The following is a 16,622-nucleotide window of genomic DNA, read 5'->3' as shown; positions in this document are numbered from 1 at the left end:
TCGCGTCTGGGTCTGTATTACTTTAATGTTTCGAGGTGAAATGTTGTTGACGACGGGCATGGACCTGAAGCCGGTCCTTTCCTTTTCCCTCGCCTCAATTGCTCTGCTCGCAAGCCCGGGGCCAGCAACGGTAGCGCTTGCTGCGAGCGGAGCTTCGTTTGGGCTCAGGCGTTCGCTGAATTTCTACTTCGGAATCGTGGCGGGGCTGATTCCCGCCATCGCGTTGGTCGCCGGTGGGGTGTTCGTAGCATTGCGCGCGGTTCCGATGGTCTCGTCGGTCCTGTTTGCGGTGTCTGTCGCCTATATCCTGTACCTTGCGGTGAAGATCGCGTTGGCGCCCCCACTGTCCAATCCCGATGAGGTTACATCGCCGGGATTTTTCTCGGGGTTTATTCTGGGAATTACCAATATCAACGCATACGCGGTATTCGGTGCACTTTTCGGAGGGTTCGCCCTGGGCATCTCGGATCAGTGGGACGTATTGATCAAGGCTTCAATCTGTATGGTCGTGATTGTGGTCTTCGACTTCCTTTGGCTTGCGACGGGAAGTAATCTGCGCCACTTTTTCACTGATCCCTTTTTTAACCGGATCTTGAACGTCAGTCTTGCGGTGCTGATGCTTGTGATGGTGGTTTGGTCCGTATGGAAGTAGTGAGGAAGCAGCCTGGATAGTGCGAGGGCTGTGCCGTCGGGACCGTTTGCGGTGACCGTGAAGATGACTGCTGGAAACACTGTCAGACTCTACTACGGAGGGCCTCTCTGGGAGGTTCTTCGGAGTTGGCCCGCGGGAGTAAGCTCCGCATATGTGCTTTGCGTGCGCAAGCACGGACGCCGGGAAATGGCAATCTACCGCGTATGCGATCTTGTGCTGATCAACCAGGGGGATCGGTTCGCGTTCCGGACAGAACGGTGTAGTGCGTCAGGACGGGGACTTTCCTGAGCAGCGCCATCCGGATCAAGGCTCTGGGTGCAAAGTGCCAGGCTTCTTTTGCCGTCGCCGGTTGCTAATGCGAACCACGCGGCTTCCATAATTTAACCTCGCCCCCTCGAACACTGAGTTCGAACGATACGAGGTTTCGATGCCCGTCTTGTGATGGATCAGCAATCCTGAGGCGACCGATTTGCTGCAGGGCCATGGGTGTCGTCGGGATATTCGCCGCCTGGCGCCTGCATCAGGTGGTTCGCGCTAATGCCGTCATACTGAAGTACTGCGGCGAGGGCATCATTTCGCAGAACAACGTTCCGGCTATTCACAAAAATATCCAGTTGATTCACAGATGGTCTCCGTTATCGCCTGGGGAGGTGTTCTGCTCAGGCGGTCGGGGACGTCCGGCGTTGCTGAGCGTTCGGTCCACGTGTTGCCTTACGGATGCGCGGATGAGCCGACGCCAGTCACGCGCCCGCCGCGGACCACGCGACTTCATCCGGGAGGGATTCGATGGTCGGCGGGGCTGTCGATTCGGTGCATTGCCGGGTGCCGGGCGGTACGGTCTGCGACCCCACGTCCGACCGGTGCGATGCGATGGCTCAGGCTTCGAGCAGGAATCGCTCGCGATTCTTGCCCTTGATCCAGGATGGTTCGCGGCCGCGGCCGCTCCACGTCTTGCCACTCCTCGGGTCCTGGTATTTTGCCGTCGCAGACTTAGGGGCAGCACCGTTCGCCCGGGTACGCTTTTTCCCGAACACATGCTCGGGCGTCAGTCCGTATTCCGCGACAAGTGCCCGGACCTGGTCGATCGCCTGCTGCAATTCAGCGAGCCGTGCCTCTTCGGCCTGAGCCAGCAGCTCCTCTGCCTTCGCCTTGAGATCGCGATAGGTTGCCATTCGTTGCTCCTTTCTGAATTTTCTGTCCGGTCCTGCAATGCGCGACGTTTAATCCGGGTCATGGTCGCGCCGGAATCTGCCTCAGGCAGGACGCGAGTGGCGCCACGCCGTTAGGCAATTCTACCAACGTGATTGTGAGCCTGGATGGCCATTGAGGCACTTCGTATCCTCCCGATTTTAGGAGGTGCGTGCCATTGACGAACACCATAAACGTAAAATGCGTCAATAGCCAGGAGCGCGTGTGGCCATGAACCGGCGCAGGTCCTGACACGTAGGGCGCGCAGAAGTGCCTGTCCTTGAGTCGGGTACCGATACGACGACCGCGGACGACGGTTCTACACCCAATGCGGAGTCAGATGATCCACAATCAATCAACCCGGACAGGCACTTCGATAATATAATCAGGAATCCATATCTAATAATCCGGTTTGGGGGATCGATATGGTGGCAGACATGAAACTCGAATCAGGAAACGTCCGGTATTTTGGGCACCTCAAGCGAGCCTGGTACGGTGAGGTAACGCTTCGGGAAATGCCATTTGTCGACGAGGTGGGCTTTGGCGTTGGGCCCCTTGCCGGTAACGGCACATTCGGTGAGATGGCAGTGCGCTGGTATCAACTGGGAGCCATGCTCTGCCCCAGACTTGAGGTGTTCGACGACGGCTGGCGGACTCTGGCAACCTTTGCCGATGTGATCAAAAAACTCGGTCACGTTCCCACGAGCAGGAGCGTTGCCATTGTACCGGTGGCATTTTGTGCGCTGCTTGAAGGATGCGGATTTGTCGGCCGGACGCCGGTCCTGCGGCGACAGAGAGATACAGATGGGCGAGGGCCTGGGCGTGACGAGTCGGGCGGACCCGAGCGGTAGGTAGTTCGGCGGTATTTTGCGAGCGTATTCAGGCGGCGCGTGACTGGTCGGAAGTCCACGGCAGTACCAACACGCCTGCAAGGCGGTGTTATTGTGTTGTACGTTTCCTTCGTTGTTTTCTGAAAAAACGTCCTCTGCCACGGGGCACCGTGGCTGGCTGTCGTAATGAGTGCTGGCTCGTGCGATACGCCGACGCGGCAGACCGGTTACCCCAGTGCGGCGCGCACGTAATCGATGCTGGCGCGTAGTCGCTTCTCGATGTCAGGGGCTTCGGCAATTTCCATGGCGAAGGGCTCGAACGAGAATGCACCGCGATAACCGCGGGCGACGAGGACCTTCAATTGCCGGATATTGCCGAGCCGGTCCGCGCTACCCACCAGCACACGATGACCGTCGCGCATCCGGCCGACCGGCAGGCCGTCCTCCTCGACGCCAGAGATGTGAATGAGGCCGGTCAAGTCAGGGTAGAAGATGTCCTCGCCGGACAGGTGATGATGGAACGTGTCATGGACGAGGCGGAATACCCGCTCGCCTGCGGCGGCATAGATACCTTTAACCGCATCTGATTTGCGGCGCAGCGCGCACTCTTCGAAGCCGAGCGGCTCGATGAGGCCGAGCAGATCTCGCACCTGGAGAATCGGCTTGAGCGCGACCAGCGCTCGCACCAGGTCGGCGTGGCGCGTATCCGGGCTGCGACTGTCGCTGCGACTGTTCGTCGGGCACAGCACGAGCGAACGTGCGCCGCACTGTACCGCGTAGTCTGCGAGCGCCGTGGCTTCGTCGGCTCGGTCATCGCTCCATTGCTCGAAACGCTGTAACGCGTTGATAGACAGAATCTTCAGGCCTGCTGCTTCGGTTGCTGTTCGCACGGCCGTGGCCGGTGTGCCATCATTAATTTCGACGTCGTCGAGATCGTTGCGAATCTCGATCGCGGCGACACCGAGACGCTTGCACATTTCGACGTACTGGTCGAACGGCATACGCGGCGCACTCATGCGGTTCAACGAAAACTGGAATGCCGGGCTCATCGTAGTGTCCTTCGAGGATGTGTCAGAGATTGGGCGACGCTGCGAGGGCGTTCCACGTGTCGCGCAGCCATTGCGAGCACGCTACATTGTTCTCGAAGATCGAGTAACGTGCCCCGCCGCCGTAGTCGGGAAACGGAATGAATTCGCAACTGATCTGCTCGAGCCGTCCAGTGCGCGTCTGCCAACGCAGCAGTTCGCGCACGGCCTGCTTCCACGGTTCAAGGTTCGCGAATTGCCATTCGTCGTGCCACGTACCGTGGGCGGGCTCCACGAACGGGTACTGGATGCCGCGGCCGGGCCTGCCGTCCGCGCGGTTCATCCATCGGTTTGCCGGGTTGTTTGGCATCACGCTGCGCGCGTGTGCGTGATGGACCCAGCCGCGTTGTACCCAGCCGGCGTATACGGCCTCGGACGACGCGGGGTCCAGCACGAGTTGTCCGTTTTGCACGCGGTCGCGGATGCCGGATGCATCGAGTTCATCGGGATTGCCGATCTTGAACAGCAGATGCGAGTGATCGAGCGTGATCCTGAACGTGACACCAGCCTGCTCAACGATCTGAGCGACGCGCGCGATGCGCGTGAAATCTTCGCTCCACATGTCGACGTGAACCTCCAGGCTCGGCAGGCAGCCGACCGGCTCACCCCACTCGCATGCGCGCAGGTAGAACGCGGCAACTTCATCGTCCGAGAGGGGATGTCCGTCTGCGTGGTTCGCGTACAACTGGCAATTGAGTACCTTGCTGCCGAATCGCGCGCCCGCAGCGATGATCTCCTTCACATGTGTTTCGTCACGGCCGGCGCACCAGATGCCGCCGATTACCCGGACCGGCAGTGCATGGCGATCGACAAGCCCGAACCAGGGCGCGAGGTCTTCGCCGGGCATTGGATTTTTCTCGACGTAATCGAACACCCCCGCCTCGGCGATCATCGCGAAACGTTGCGCCGGGTCCGGAACCGGCAAACCATCGTGTTCCAGTACGCCGTCAACGTTTACGCCGATCAAAATGGGTTGTGCCATCTTCTCCTGTCCACCTTGTTGTCTCGAATGGACCTCAACTGTACGGACGTCGATCTCGATCCGCACGCGGAAAATTGACGAAAAATCGGCAAGGTTGTGATCGACTTTTTGGCCCGGCATGGCGCAGCCGTCCACGTTGCCGGGACCCGGATGAGGCGGAATTTCAGGGCTGCAGGTAGGGTGTGTTTCGCACGTTCGCGGAGCAGAAAATACCGAACTCGACTGGATCCTGCGGCGGCTGTTGCTTGACGACGCCGCATGCATGCAACAGGTGCTGCAACGCGGAAATGACCTGGCGATCCGGGTCCTGGTCGATCGCGATGTCCATCGCACCTGCCGTGATATAGACACGATGTATATCGAGCATTTCGTGCCCCACCCACACGACGCGACCAACGGCATCGAATTTTCGCAACGCCGATTCGACGCCGGTTGAACCTCCGCCGCTGTTGTAGATGCCGACCAGGTCGTCACGTGTCTGTAGCGCTTTCACGACGGCTTTGTAGCACCGGTCGTCGAGGTCGAGTGTTTCGCCGGGCCGGTCGTTGCAGGTGAAATCGGCAAACGACTGGGCGAGTTCCTCGCGGCAGCCGGCGATCCGGTCCAGGTGGGCGCCATAATCCATGCGCCCGGCAAGCAGAAGTACCCGTCCAGGGCGGCGAGCAAGGCGTCCAAGGTAGTAGCCTGCCGTGCGGCCCGCACGATAATTGTCGATGCCCGCATAGTGCGCGCGGGCAATCCCGCCGATGTCAGTGGTCATCGTGACGACGGCTTCGCCGCGCTCGATCGCACGCGAGAGGGCATCGCGCACGCGTTCGCTGTCACGCGCAGTAATGATCAGCCCGGCACGCCGGTAGGCGGCCCGATCGATTCGGGCGGTGATGAGATCATCATCGGCGGCCGGCAAGATTGACCAATGCACGACCACGCGCCGGTCGAGCATCTGCAGCGCGCGTCTGAGCGCCTGTTTCAGGCGGTCGAAAAATGGCGTGTCTGTATCGGGCAGCAGTACGTCGATGTGCACGAGTCCATGTCGGGTATCGGGTAACAGGCGGGGTACGCCAAGCTGCCTCGCTGCTGCGACGACGCGCTTGCGTGCATCACCCGATACGCTGCCGCGTTCGTTCAGTACGCGGTCGACCGTGGCCGTGCTGACACCGGCCAACTCTGCGATTTCGCTAAAGCGCGCGCTGCGCTTGCGACGTGGGGCCGGTGGGGCTGCTGTCATGTTGTCTCCTTGTCATCGTTCGATGCGCATGGCACTCCGGGCCCCACGCTAGGGTCCTAACGAAATCTCGTCAAGATAGTCGTTGACGAAATATCGGCACGATAGGTGTTGAGCGGAGCCCGGCCCGCCCCTAATGTGATCGCACATTCGGCCTCTCGCATGAGGTGCAATGATTCGATCAAGGAGACACAGGTGTCGGACCTCAATGCTCGTTCCTATACAGAAACCGCCGCGACGAAACGCGAGGCGTATCGTCTGATCGACGGCGCCGGTGAGCGCGCACGTGCCGCCGGCCTCGTCAACGCGGACTGGTATAGGTGCCCGGTGCCGCGCCCGGTGATGAAACAATTGATGCAACGCAACGACGCCCGCGCGATCCTCGATACGTTGATCTGGTATGCGGTGATCGTCGCGAGCGGCGTGCTCGCCTGGTACGCGTGGCATCGACATTCGCCGTGGGCGATTCCTGCGTTCCTGTTATACGGCACGCTGTATTGCAGTCCGGCCGATTCGCGCTGGCACGAGACGGGCCACGGCACGGCGTTCAAGACACGCTGGATGAATGACGTGCTGTATCAACTCGCCTCGTTTCAGACTTTCCGGCGCGCAACCGTCTGGCGCTGGAGCCATGCGCGCCACCACACCGACACGCTGGTTGTTGGCCGCGATCCGGAAATCGCCGCGCAGAAGCCGACCGACTGGACGAACCTGGTGTTGAACGTTGTCGCACTGAAGCACGTGACTGGAGAATTGCGCAAGATGATCGCGGCGGCGTTCGGCCGGATCGAGGAGGAAGAACAGACGTTCGTCCCCGAGTCGGAGTGGCCAAAGATCATCCGTGAGGCACGGATCACGCTCGCCGTCTACATGATGGTGATCGCGGCCAGCATCGTGCTCCGGTCCGTTCTGCCATTGCTCTACATCGGCCTGCCGAGCCTGTACGGCGCCTGGCTATACGTCTATTTCGGCCTGACGCAGCACGCGGGGCTTCCCGAGAACGTGCTCGATCACCGCAAGAACTGTCGCACAGTGATGATGAATCCGGTCTTCCGCTTTCTCTACTGGAACATGAATTACCATATCGAACATCACATGTTTCCGATGGTGCCATTTCATGCGCTGCCACGGCTGCATGAAACGGTGAAGGCGGATATGCCACCGACTTATCCGGGCACGCTCGCCGCCTACGCGGAGATTTTGCCAGCTCTCGTGCGCCAGAGCCGCGACCCGTCGTACCGGATCGAGCGCCCGATTCCCCAGACGGCGAACGTCCGGCCTGGACACTAACAAACATGTACCCGAGACATGACATGACTCAATGGATTGATGCAGCTGCATTCGACGATATCGAAGACGAGGATGTGATGCGCTTCGATCACGCTGGCCAGACCTATGCGATCTACCGGATCGATGGCGTGGTCTATGCAAGCGATGGATTGTGCACACACGAGCGTGTGCATCTGAGCGACGGGCTCGTGATGGGCCATGTCATCGAATGTCCGAAACACAATGGACGATTCGACGTGCGCGACGGCCGCCCGCTGGGTGCACCAGTCTGCGAGAAGCTTCGCACCCATCCAGTGAAGGTCGAGGGCGGCCGCGTCCTGATCGGGGTCTGATCGATGGCGAACGAACGCGTGATGGCGATCGTCGGCGCAGGCCACGTCGGCGGCCGTGCGGCGCAGGCTCTGCGCGAAGCCGGATGGCAGGGGAAAATCGTGCTGATCGGTGCCGAAGCGCATCTGCCCTATGAGCGGCCACCATTGTCCAAAGGTGTGTTGACAGGGGAGCACGACGCCGCGAAGTGCCTGCTGCAATCTCCCGACGTGTGGCGGCAGGCTGGCGTCGAGCATGTTGTTGCGACGGTGGAGGGGATCGATACGTCAGGGCGGGAGGTGCGGCTGCACGATGGCCGTGCGATAAGTTACGCTGCGTTGCTGATCGCGACAGGCGGCCATGCGCGGCGGCTGACGATCCCGGGCGCAGATGACGACTGGGTGTTCACACTGCGCACGCTTGATGACGCAGTATCCCTCGCGCCACGCCTTGCACCCGGCGCACGGATCGTGGTGATCGGTGGCGGGTTCATCGGCCTTGAAGTCGCATCGTCCGCCCGCGCACGCGGATGCGAAGTCATCGTTGTAGAGGGCGCCTCGCGGCTGCTGGTGAGGGCGGTGCCCGCGCCGATTGCGGCCCGCGTTCAGGCGCTGCACGAGCGCAACGGCGTGCGCATAGCAACCGGAGCGGTGCCGCACGCAATCGAGCGGCGCCCGGACGGTGCGCTGGCCGTGCTGATGGAGCATGGCGAGGTATTGCTGGCCGACACGGTCGTTGTTGGAGTCGGCATCGACCCGGCCGATGAACTGGCCCGCGCGGCGGGGCTGGAGGTTGACCGCGGGATCATCGTCGATGGCGGGCTCGAAACGTCGGCGAGCGGTGTTTTCGCGGCGGGCGATGTCGCCGTTTTTCCGGGGCCGGTTTCGGGCCAGCGAATCCGCCAGGAAACCTGGCATAACGCACAGACGCAGGCCGGTGTGGCGGCGCGCAACATGCTCGGGGCACGGGAAGTGTATCGGGAGATACCGTGGTTCTGGTCGGATCAGTACGATCACCAGATCCAGGTCGCTGGCGAACCGGCCGTGGGCGTGCAATCGGTGACCCGCTCGCTGGCCGGCGATGCAGACATCTGTTTCTACATCGATTCGGGCGACCGTATTGTCGGCGCGAGTGGTTTTGGTCGGGTGAGCAGTCTGGCGAAGGAAATGAAGCTGGCGCGTACGCTTGTCGATCGAGGTGCACTGGTTGGGACGGCTGATCTGGGCGACCCCGGTGTGAAGCTCAAGAGTTTGTTGTAACGGCCGACGGGGTGTTGTCAACAGGGTGACTGGAATATTCGCGTGATAGCATCGAAGATCCCGTGTCGGGTGTATTGCCCGACTTGCCGGTATCCGGATCTTACCTTGCGAGGGCGTTGATTTCGCACCCAAAAGATGTGCCCATTCCAGAATCCACCCGCCAACGTCGAAGAATTGCTGCAGCGCATTACGAGTGAATATGACGGCCTGAGCAAGCGGCTCAAGGCGATCGCCCACCATGTCGAAACGCACGGTGACCGGCTCGGTCTCGAGGGAATCCAGTCGCTCGCCGAGCAGTGCGGGGTGCAGCCATCGGCCATCGTACGTTTTGCCCAGCAGTTCGGGTTTTCCGGTTTCTCCGAAATGCAGCGCCTGTTCAGAGAGGGGCTGGTCGAGCAGATTGCGCCGGCGCGTGCATACGATTTACGGTTGCGTGACGTGATCGAATCGGGATCGTCTGACCTGCGGCCCGAACAGATAGCCGATGAGTTTCTTGCCGGCAGCATCGCCGGCATGCAGCAGCTGCGGCAGACACTCGACCAGCAGGCATTCGCGCACGCGGTGGACATGCTCGCGCAAACACCGGCGATCTGGATCGCCGGATCACGGCGCTCGTTTCCGATTGCGGTCTATCTTGACTACGTGCTACAGCATACAGACAAGCGCATCGGGTTGTTCAGCGGACTCGGCAGCATGCAGCAAGGACAGATTCGCTCGGTGCGCGAGGGTGACGTACTGATCGCGATTTCGTTCGAGCCGTATGCCAGCGAGACGGTGGAGGTTGCGCAGGAGGGCGTGCGCCGCGGGGCACGACTCCTTGCGATTACAGATAGCCGCATGAGTCCGCTTGCGCGGGAGGCCGAAGCAGCATTGCTGGTGCAGGACAGTGCGACATTCGGGTTTCGCACATTGTCGGCGACGATGGGGCTCGTGCAAAGCCTGTTCATCGCGCTTGCGTACCGGCTGGAGCTTTCGTCGCGTCATACCGTGGATGCCGACGGAAATAAGTCAACCTGAATTCATTGCAATCCGAAACCCTCGCTGAATGACTGCCGCAGGAACTCACTGAAGCGTGTCACGGCGCGCGGCACGTGCGCGCCGTACGGGCGCACCACGTGCAATTGCGAAGCAAAGGCGCCAACCGGGCGCCAGTCGGGCAACAGCACGACAAGCTTGCCGGCCTGCAATGCGGATTGAGCGCTGAAATCCGGTAGCAGCGTGATGCCTAAGTGTTCGAGCGCCGCATCGCGTAATGCCTCGCTGTTGTTGGCCGACACCGGCCCGTTCACTGTCACGTTCACGCGCCCGTTCTTCGTTCGACGTCCTACCTTCTCGAATGACCAGATTGCCGAGCCCAGCGTGCGCGGGTAGTACAGGCAGTCGTGCGTGGTGAGCGCATCCGGCGTATGCGGCGTACCGCGTCGCTTGAGGTAGACCGGCGTGGCGACGATCACCGAGCGCGTATCGCAGAGTTTCCTGGCCACGTGTGTTTCCGGCACCTGTGCGCTATGACGGATTGCGAGGTCGAAACCTTCGCTCGCGATGGAGGTTAGCCGGTCGGAGAGTTCAAGTTGCACACGCACCTCGGGGTTGGCGCGTGCGAATTGCGCGAGACGGGGCACGAGTTGCTGCCTCGCGAATGCGACCGGTGCCGTGACGCGCACCGTTCCGCGAACGTCGTCCGCCATTTCGCGCACGTTTGCGAAGCTCGTCGCGATGTGCTCGAACTGCGCGCGCGTTTCTTCCACGAGCTGCTGCCCCGCTTCGGTAATGCGCACACTGCGCGTGGTGCGCTGCACGAGTGCGACGCCGGCGATGCGCTCCAGTTCCGTGATGCGTTGGCTAACGGCCGCCTTGCTTACGCCGAGCTGTGTCGCGGTGGCCGTGTAGCTGCCTTGCTCTGCCAGCATGATCAGCCAGTGCAGATGCGACCAGAGTACTTCAATTTTTTGTGTATCCATACCTGTGCCTGTCGCTGCGAGTCGCGTGGTGACGGGTTCCACCTTCGGGTACTGATGGTAGCACCATGCCCTGCGATATTTCATGGCATCACCCGATGATTGTTCAAGGTTACAAACAATCAGTTCAGCGTTTGCACCTTTGCATGCCCGCGTCGCCTCCGTACACTGGGCCAGGTCGATAATCCTTGGAGAAGATGACATGCAGGCCTATACCGATTCAGCAGACGTGGTGCATTTCATCGGCGGAAAGAGCGTACGCAGTGCCGGTGAGCGCATTCAGGCGGTTTTCAATCCGGCGACGGGCGCCGTGGCGCGCCAGCTTGTGCTGGGCGAATCCGTCGACGTGGATGCCGCCGTGGCAAGCGCGAAAGCGGCGTTCCCGAAGTGGCGCGACACGCCGCCGATCCGCCGCGCGCGCGTGATGCTGCGTTTTCTCGAATTGATGAATCGCCACAAGGACGAACTCGCTGCGATCATCACCGCCGAGCACGGCAAGGTGTTCGCCGACGCGCAGGGCGAAGTGGCGCGAGGCGTCGACGTGATCGAATTCGCCTGCGGCATCCCGCAACTGCTCAAGGGCGACTATACGGAGCAGGTCTCCACGGGCATGGACAACTGGACCGTACGTCAGCCGCTCGGTGTGGTCGCTGGTATCACGCCATTCAACTTTCCGTGCATGGTGCCGTGCTGGATGTTTCCGGTCGCGCTGGCTGCCGGTTGTACGTTCATCCTCAAGCCTAGCGAGCGTGACCCGTCGGCGGCGCTTTTCATGGCGCGCCTGCTCAAGGAAGCAGGCTTGCCGGACGGAGCATTTAACGTCGTGCAGGGCGACAAGATCGTTGTCGACGCACTGCTCGCGCACCGTGATGTGAGGGCCGTAAGCTTCGTCGGCTCGACGCCGATTGCGAACTACATCTACGAGACCGGCGCGAAGCACGGCAAGCGTGTGCAGGCGCTTGGCGGCGCGAAAAACCATATGGTTGTGATGCCTGACGCCGATCTCGACCAGGCGGTGGATGCGCTGATCGGCGCGGGCTACGGTTCGGCTGGCGAGCGCTGCATGGCGATTTCGGTGGCGGTGCTCGTGGGTGACGTGGCTGAAAAGATCATCCCGCGTCTCGCCGAGCGCGCCCGCACGCTCAAGGTGAAAAATGGCATGGAAGCCGACGCGGAAATGGGCCCTGTCGTGACGCGTCAGGCACTGGAGCGCATCGAGGGCTATATCGCCACCGGCGTCGAGGAAGGCGCAGCGCTGGTCGTGGACGGACGTGGCCTGAAGGTGTCCGGACATGAAGGCGGCTTCTTCACGGGTGGCACGCTGTTCGACCACGTCACGCCCGAAATGCGCATCTACAAGGAAGAAATCTTTGGGCCGGTGCTGGCTTGTGTGCGCGTGAAGGACTTCTCCGAGGCCGTGCAGTTGATTAACGACCACGAGTTCGGCAACGGCGTGGCGTGCTTCACGCGCGACGGCCATGTGGCGCGCGAGTTCGGCCGCCAGATCGAAGTGGGCATGGTGGGCATCAACGTGCCGATTCCGGTGCCGATGGCGTGGCACGGCTTCGGCGGCTGGAAGCGCAGCCTGTTCGGCGACATGCACGCCTACGGCGAAGAAGGCGTGCGCTTCTATACGAAGCAGAAGTCGATCATGCAGCGCTGGCCGGAGAGCACTGAGAAGGGCGCTGAGTTCACGATGCCCGTCGCCAGGTAAGTGCAGGCAGGTGGCTTGACTGTTCCGCCCAGGCCTGATCTGGTTTCTCGCGGCACATCGGGCGCCTGCCAATCGTTGCCCACGCAGGTGCTGAACGCACTTGCGTTGGGGCGCATATGGTGTCCGGGGTCGCCGCCTTGCCAGCCGACGTGAAGCGCAGTAGAGAGAGGCCCGCGGCAGGTTTGCGGACACCTGTGGATGCATGCCGTGGGTGGATTCACAATTTATACGTCGAGGAAATATTGGCTAGCGCATTTCAACCGCCACGAAAACTCGTTATCGGAAACTGGAAGATGCATGGGAGTAGGGAAGGCAATGCCCGACTTTTTCATGCATTGGTTGAAGCGGTATCAGATTCATTGTCCAACGTGGACGTTGCCATCTGTGTTCCGTTTCCTTTTGTCGCACAGGCCCAGGGCGAGTTGCAAGAGACGAGCATATCGTGGGGCGTGCAGGATGTGTCGCCAAATGCCCAGGGTGCATTCACTGGTGAAGTCGGTGCCGCGATGGTCGCAGAATTCGGGTGCCGCTATGCAATTGTCGGACACTCCGAACGTCGCATCTATCACGGTGAGGATTCGGCTGTGATCGCCATGAAGGCGCGACGTGCGATTGAAAGTGGGCTCATTCCAATTCTGTGTGTGGGGGAAACGCTAGCCGAACGGGAGTCGGGCCTGACGGAGCGTGTTGTGGGAGCGCAAATCGAAAATATCTTCGGCCAGTTGAGCATTGCCGAGGCCCGTCAGCTTGCGGTCGCGTATGAGCCGCTTTGGGCCATTGGTTCGGGCATAACCGCCACCCCTACGGAGGCTCAGCGTGTGCACGCGCATATTCGAAACGTGCTCAGGGGGCGCGATCCGGGTCTCGCGGCGCTTCCCCTTCTTTACGGTGGAAGCGTTAAAGCCTCGAATGCGGCCGAACTGCTCAGTCAGCGCGACATCGATGGCGCTCTCGTAGGCGGTGCGTCTCTCGATACCGACGAATTTTCCTCTATCTGTCGGACCGCACAAGAGATGGCAACGAAGTTGAGCGTCCGTGAGCCGTCGACGCATGTCAGGTCCCCGTGATGTCCTGGGGCATCCGACAGTTTCGCGGCGCTCGCCCGCGCGAGACAGGCATTTGCTGATGCCTTTGCCCAGACCCCAAACGGTCGACCGGCTGCTCCGAAGCTATCTGGCATTTGTGGCTAGTAGGTCTGGGCACGGCAACAGGCATCTGTTATTTCAACTCGTCCACACGACATATTTGTCGTTCTTTTTATGGAGAGAGGGGTACGGAGCGGCGGATCGCCGTTTGTATTCGATCGCCGAGAAGGTGCTCGATGATGCCGCGGGCGCAGGCTACATATCTGGTGTCTGGCTGATTCGACCGGAAGATGAGGCGGCAATCAGGCAGGTCCTCCGGGTCTACGACCTTCAGCTCCAGAGCGTTCCGGTGGGCTCGCTGCGCGATGCCGAGACAAAACTGGCGCGATTATTCGAACGGCTTGAAGGCAGTGGTGCCGCGGGGCATCAACCTGCGTGAAGCGGAGCAGCTGTGATCAAACTCGCCGAGCGCCTGCCTGAGGACAGGATTGCGTCTTGTGTCGGCTGTGAAGTGGCGTATATCCTTAGGACGAAATTGCCTCAAGACGCCTCGCAACGAGTCCAATAATTTCCGCCGAAAACGATGGTGAAGAAATTCAGGGCGCCCGTGCGATCGGGGAGGTTCGTAGTGGCGAAGTCAGTGTAACGTCGCTGTCTGATCGGGCTACGCTTGCAATAACGCCGTCAGTCACGTGCAAAATCTGGACCGACTTCATCGAGGTAACACCTTACGATCTCGACAGCGAGTTCGTGATTTCGGGCGCAATCGAGCCCGGTCACGGTCATCACGCCGACGATGCCGGTATCTACAAGGCTCAAAGGCACGCTACCGCCGTCAAGCGCATAGTCACGCGCGCTAAGGCCTTGCGATTCCAGCGACCATCCGGCTTGCGCAAACATCCGACCGACGTCGTGCGAGCTTTTCCGGAAACGAAATACGGTGTTCTGTTTGCGCCGGATAGATTCGCTGTCTTCGGTACGGTTGCCGTCCAGCGTGCAATAGAACAGAGGACTGCGCTGGGAAACGACGCTGACGGCAATCGGCAGTCCACGTCGCACGGCGATGTTGGCGGCCATCTCGCCAAGTCTGCGTGCGATGCTCTCGTTGAAGTCCGGCAGCGTCGGCGTCGAGGCGCAGGCTTCAAAGGGGCGGCTTTCGATCGAGATAGATGCGTCCACGTTCATCTCCCTTGATGTGCCGCACGCGACCCTGTGCAAGACGGCATATCACAGGTGAAGTGAGCGGCGTGGGTCGTCAGTTGCTGGCTTGAGGTTGCAGCATCCACTCGTGCGCCGGGTCATTCTTGAACGCCCATGAGCGGCTTGGTCCCGCCATTACGTTCAGGTAGTACAGGTTGTACCCGTGGGGCGCGACGACCGGGTGATAGCCGCGCGGCACGAGCACGACGTCATGGTTTTCAATAACGCAGGCCTCGTCGAGACTTCGATCGTCGGTATAAACGCGCTGGAAACCGAAGCCCTGCGGCGGGTCGATCCGGTGGTAGTACGTCTCTTCCAGCACGGTTTCGGTGGGCGCTGCATCGGTGTCGTGTTTGTGCGGAGGATAGCTACTGGAATGGCTGGCCGGCGTGATGACCTCAACGACGAGCAATCTGTCCGCCGCCGGGTTGTCGCCCATCAGGATGTCGCACACATGGCGCGTATTTGTGCCTTCGCCGCGTGTCATGCGTCGCATGCGTGCGCCCTCGAGACGCTGAACCGGTTTGTCGGGGCTGACACCCGGCGCGGTGCACAATGCGACCTCGGAGTCGCGTGTTGCCGTGATCGTGACGGTCTTGCTTGCGGGTGCATACAGCGCGTCGGGCGACACGGCATCGAATACGCTGTCGCGCGTGCCGAGGTCGTCGAACACCTCGCCATCGACTTCGGCGCGAATCGTGCCGGTGAGCACGACAACGCACAATTCGCGCGAGCCGGTGGCGATCACTTCGTGATCACCGGCCTTCAGGCGCAGCGCGCGAAAGCCAACGTGCTGCCAACCTGCGGATTCAGGCGTGACGTTACATATTTCACGCTGGGACGATGCCTTGACCAGCAACGGGGAAATCGTCATGGAAGTGGTTCCTCTTCGGATTGTGGGCGCGCCGCACGTCAGGCGCCGAGCCCGTCGACGAGCGCGCGCAGCGTGTCAAAGCCCTTTTTTGCATATTCGTAGCTCGGCGCAACTGCGGGGTCCTGCTCGGCTTCAACGACGAGCCAGCCCTGGTAATTCGCAGCCTTCAGCACGCGCAGGGCCGCCTCGTAGTCGAGCGCACCGTCGCCTGGCACCGTAAACGTGCCGTTGAGCACTCCGTTCAGGAAGCTCCAGCTATCGTTGCGGGCCTGCGAGATGACCTGCGGGCGAACGTCCTTGCAGTGCACATGCACGACTCGCGACACGTGTTTTGTCAGCATGGCAACCGGATCGGCTGCTCCGCCGAAGTATGCGTGGCCGGTGTCGAACAGCAGGAACACCTTGGCCGGGTCAGTGAGCGCCATCAGGCGGTCGACGTCGTCCGGCGATTCGACATACGCACCCATGTGGTGGTGATAGGCGAGCTTAATGCCGTAGGTGTCCAGAAGGTGCGCGCCGAACGCGTTCAGACGGGCCGCGTAGCGCCGCCAGGCTTCGTCGTCGATGAAGTGCGGGCGCTTCGATACTGGCGTATCGATTTGCCCCTGGATCGTGCCCGCGCATTCCCCATAAACGACCACCCTTACGTCGTTGTACTGCAGCTTGGTCATGTGTGCACGGCAGCGCTCGATCTCGGCGGCAACCGTGTCGGCATCGTTTTGACCTGGCGCGACTTCGGCCAGGAATCCCGAATACCAGCCTGAGACGCAGGCAAGACCGAATTCGTCCAGCTTCGCTTTGAGCTCCGGTCCGGTCTTCGGAAACTTGTTGCCGAGCTCGAACCCCTCGTAACCAATCTCCGCGCCTTCCTTCAGTGCCGTTTCGAGCGGCGTTTTACCGCCGAGCGACGGCAGGTCGTCATTCATCCACGATAACGGATTGATACCAATACGAACATTCCAGCTCATGAG

At 60.9% G+C, this 16,622-nt stretch carries 17 protein-coding genes and 1 pseudogene; 9 read left to right on the top strand and 9 right to left on the bottom strand.

Annotation, left to right across the window (positions count from 1 at the left end; translation table 11 throughout):
* Nucleotides 1-40 precede the first annotated feature (40 nt).
* Nucleotides 41-652, top strand: coding sequence for a LysE family translocator (locus G3N97_RS00925; protein WP_205991460.1), 612 nt, complete (start codon nt 41-43; stop codon nt 650-652).
* A gap of 446 nt (nt 653-1,098) precedes the next feature.
* Here the strand turns inward: G3N97_RS00925 and G3N97_RS00920 are convergent, their stop codons facing one another.
* Both G3N97_RS00920 and G3N97_RS00915 read right to left on the bottom strand, forming a co-directional pair.
* Nucleotides 1,099-1,275, bottom strand: coding sequence for a hypothetical protein (locus tag G3N97_RS00920; RefSeq protein ID WP_205991459.1), 177 nt, complete (start codon nt 1,273-1,275; stop codon nt 1,099-1,101).
* Nucleotides 1,276-1,527: 252 nt separating this feature from the next.
* A complete protein-coding gene (locus G3N97_RS00915) occupies nt 1,528-1,824 on the bottom strand; it encodes an H-NS histone family protein (RefSeq protein ID WP_205991458.1) in 297 nt (98 codons plus the stop codon).
* Nucleotides 1,825-2,277: 453 nt separating this feature from the next.
* On the opposite strand from G3N97_RS00915, the gene G3N97_RS00910 reads away from it, so the two are divergent.
* Nucleotides 2,278-2,691 (top strand): hypothetical protein, encoded by a 414-nt coding sequence (locus G3N97_RS00910; RefSeq protein WP_205991457.1) that lies wholly within the window; start codon nt 2,278-2,280, stop codon nt 2,689-2,691.
* A gap of 206 nt (nt 2,692-2,897) precedes the next feature.
* Here G3N97_RS00910 and G3N97_RS00905 read toward each other — a convergent pair whose 3' ends face one another.
* The 3 genes from G3N97_RS00905 to G3N97_RS00895 all read right to left on the bottom strand — a co-directional run bounded on the left by G3N97_RS00905 (nt 2,898) and on the right by G3N97_RS00895 (nt 5,965).
* Nucleotides 2,898-3,719 carry a TIM barrel protein gene (locus G3N97_RS00905; protein ID WP_205991456.1) on the bottom strand — a complete coding sequence of 274 codons (822 nt, stop codon included), beginning with the start codon at nt 3,717-3,719 and terminating at the stop codon, nt 2,898-2,900.
* A gap of 22 nt (nt 3,720-3,741) precedes the next feature.
* Complete coding sequence (locus G3N97_RS00900) at nt 3,742-4,737, bottom strand: xylose isomerase (protein ID WP_205991499.1); 996 nt, start codon at nt 4,735-4,737, stop codon at nt 3,742-3,744.
* Nucleotides 4,738-4,900: 163 nt separating this feature from the next.
* On the bottom strand, nt 4,901-5,965 hold the full coding sequence (locus G3N97_RS00895; RefSeq protein ID WP_205991455.1) for a LacI family DNA-binding transcriptional regulator: 1,065 nt from the start codon (nt 5,963-5,965) through the stop codon (nt 4,901-4,903).
* Nucleotides 5,966-6,124: 159 nt separating this feature from the next.
* Here G3N97_RS00895 and G3N97_RS00890 point away from each other — a divergent pair, with 159 nt between their 5' ends.
* The 4 genes from G3N97_RS00890 (at nt 6,125) to G3N97_RS00875 (ending at nt 9,837) form a co-directional block, all read left to right on the top strand.
* Nucleotides 6,125-7,252, top strand: a complete 1,128-nt coding sequence (locus G3N97_RS00890) for a fatty acid desaturase family protein (protein ID WP_205991454.1) — start codon at nt 6,125-6,127, stop codon at nt 7,250-7,252.
* 23 nt (nt 7,253-7,275) lie between these two features.
* Nucleotides 7,276-7,584, top strand: coding sequence for a MocE family 2Fe-2S type ferredoxin (locus G3N97_RS00885; protein ID WP_205991453.1), 309 nt, complete (start codon nt 7,276-7,278; stop codon nt 7,582-7,584).
* A gap of 3 nt (nt 7,585-7,587) precedes the next feature.
* On the top strand, nt 7,588-8,820 hold the full coding sequence (locus G3N97_RS00880) for an FAD-dependent oxidoreductase (protein ID WP_205991452.1): 1,233 nt from the start codon (nt 7,588-7,590) through the stop codon (nt 8,818-8,820).
* Nucleotides 8,821-8,955: 135 nt separating this feature from the next.
* The gene (locus G3N97_RS00875; protein ID WP_205991451.1) at nt 8,956-9,837 is read left to right on the top strand and encodes a MurR/RpiR family transcriptional regulator; all 882 of its coding nucleotides are present in this window, start codon (nt 8,956-8,958) and stop codon (nt 9,835-9,837) included.
* Between the two features lie 2 nt (nt 9,838-9,839).
* Here G3N97_RS00875 and G3N97_RS00870 read toward each other — a convergent pair whose 3' ends face one another.
* Nucleotides 9,840-10,781: a LysR family transcriptional regulator gene (locus tag G3N97_RS00870; RefSeq protein ID WP_205991498.1), complete on the bottom strand. Its 942-nt coding sequence runs from the start codon at nt 10,779-10,781 to the stop codon at nt 9,840-9,842.
* Between the two features lie 199 nt (nt 10,782-10,980).
* On the opposite strand from G3N97_RS00870, the gene G3N97_RS00865 reads away from it, so the two are divergent.
* The 3 genes and pseudogenes from G3N97_RS00865 to G3N97_RS00855 all read left to right on the top strand — a co-directional run bounded on the left by G3N97_RS00865 (nt 10,981) and on the right by G3N97_RS00855 (nt 14,016).
* The gene (locus G3N97_RS00865; RefSeq protein WP_205991450.1) at nt 10,981-12,492 is read left to right on the top strand and encodes a CoA-acylating methylmalonate-semialdehyde dehydrogenase; all 1,512 of its coding nucleotides are present in this window, start codon (nt 10,981-10,983) and stop codon (nt 12,490-12,492) included.
* Nucleotides 12,493-12,734: 242 nt separating this feature from the next.
* Nucleotides 12,735-13,559 (top strand): annotated as a pseudogene (gene tpiA / locus G3N97_RS00860) (triose-phosphate isomerase); the annotation flags it as partial.
* A gap of 226 nt (nt 13,560-13,785) precedes the next feature.
* Nucleotides 13,786-14,016, top strand: a complete 231-nt coding sequence (locus G3N97_RS00855) for a hypothetical protein (RefSeq protein ID WP_205991449.1) — start codon at nt 13,786-13,788, stop codon at nt 14,014-14,016.
* A 245-nt stretch (nt 14,017-14,261) separates the two neighbouring features.
* Here the strand turns inward: G3N97_RS00855 and G3N97_RS00850 are convergent, their stop codons facing one another.
* From G3N97_RS00850 to iolE, 3 genes are all read right to left on the bottom strand, one after another.
* Nucleotides 14,262-14,756 (bottom strand): heme-binding protein, encoded by a 495-nt coding sequence (locus tag G3N97_RS00850; RefSeq protein WP_346777996.1) that lies wholly within the window; start codon nt 14,754-14,756, stop codon nt 14,262-14,264.
* Between the two features lie 76 nt (nt 14,757-14,832).
* Nucleotides 14,833-15,651 (bottom strand): 5-deoxy-glucuronate isomerase, encoded by an 819-nt coding sequence (iolB, locus tag G3N97_RS00845; RefSeq protein ID WP_205991447.1) that lies wholly within the window; start codon nt 15,649-15,651, stop codon nt 14,833-14,835.
* A 38-nt stretch (nt 15,652-15,689) separates the two neighbouring features.
* Nucleotides 15,690-16,619 (bottom strand): myo-inosose-2 dehydratase, encoded by a 930-nt coding sequence (gene iolE, locus G3N97_RS00840; protein WP_205991446.1) that lies wholly within the window; start codon nt 16,617-16,619, stop codon nt 15,690-15,692.
* Between the last annotated feature and the right edge of the window lie 3 nt (nt 16,620-16,622).

Origin of the sequence: Paraburkholderia sp. Ac-20347, assembly GCF_017104805.1 — a bacterium.
In the GTDB taxonomy this organism is placed as follows: Bacteria; Pseudomonadota; Gammaproteobacteria; order Burkholderiales; family Burkholderiaceae; genus Paraburkholderia; species Paraburkholderia tropica.
The sequence above is the reverse complement of the archived record's forward strand: the minus strand, read 5'-3'. Positions and strand labels throughout refer to the sequence as shown.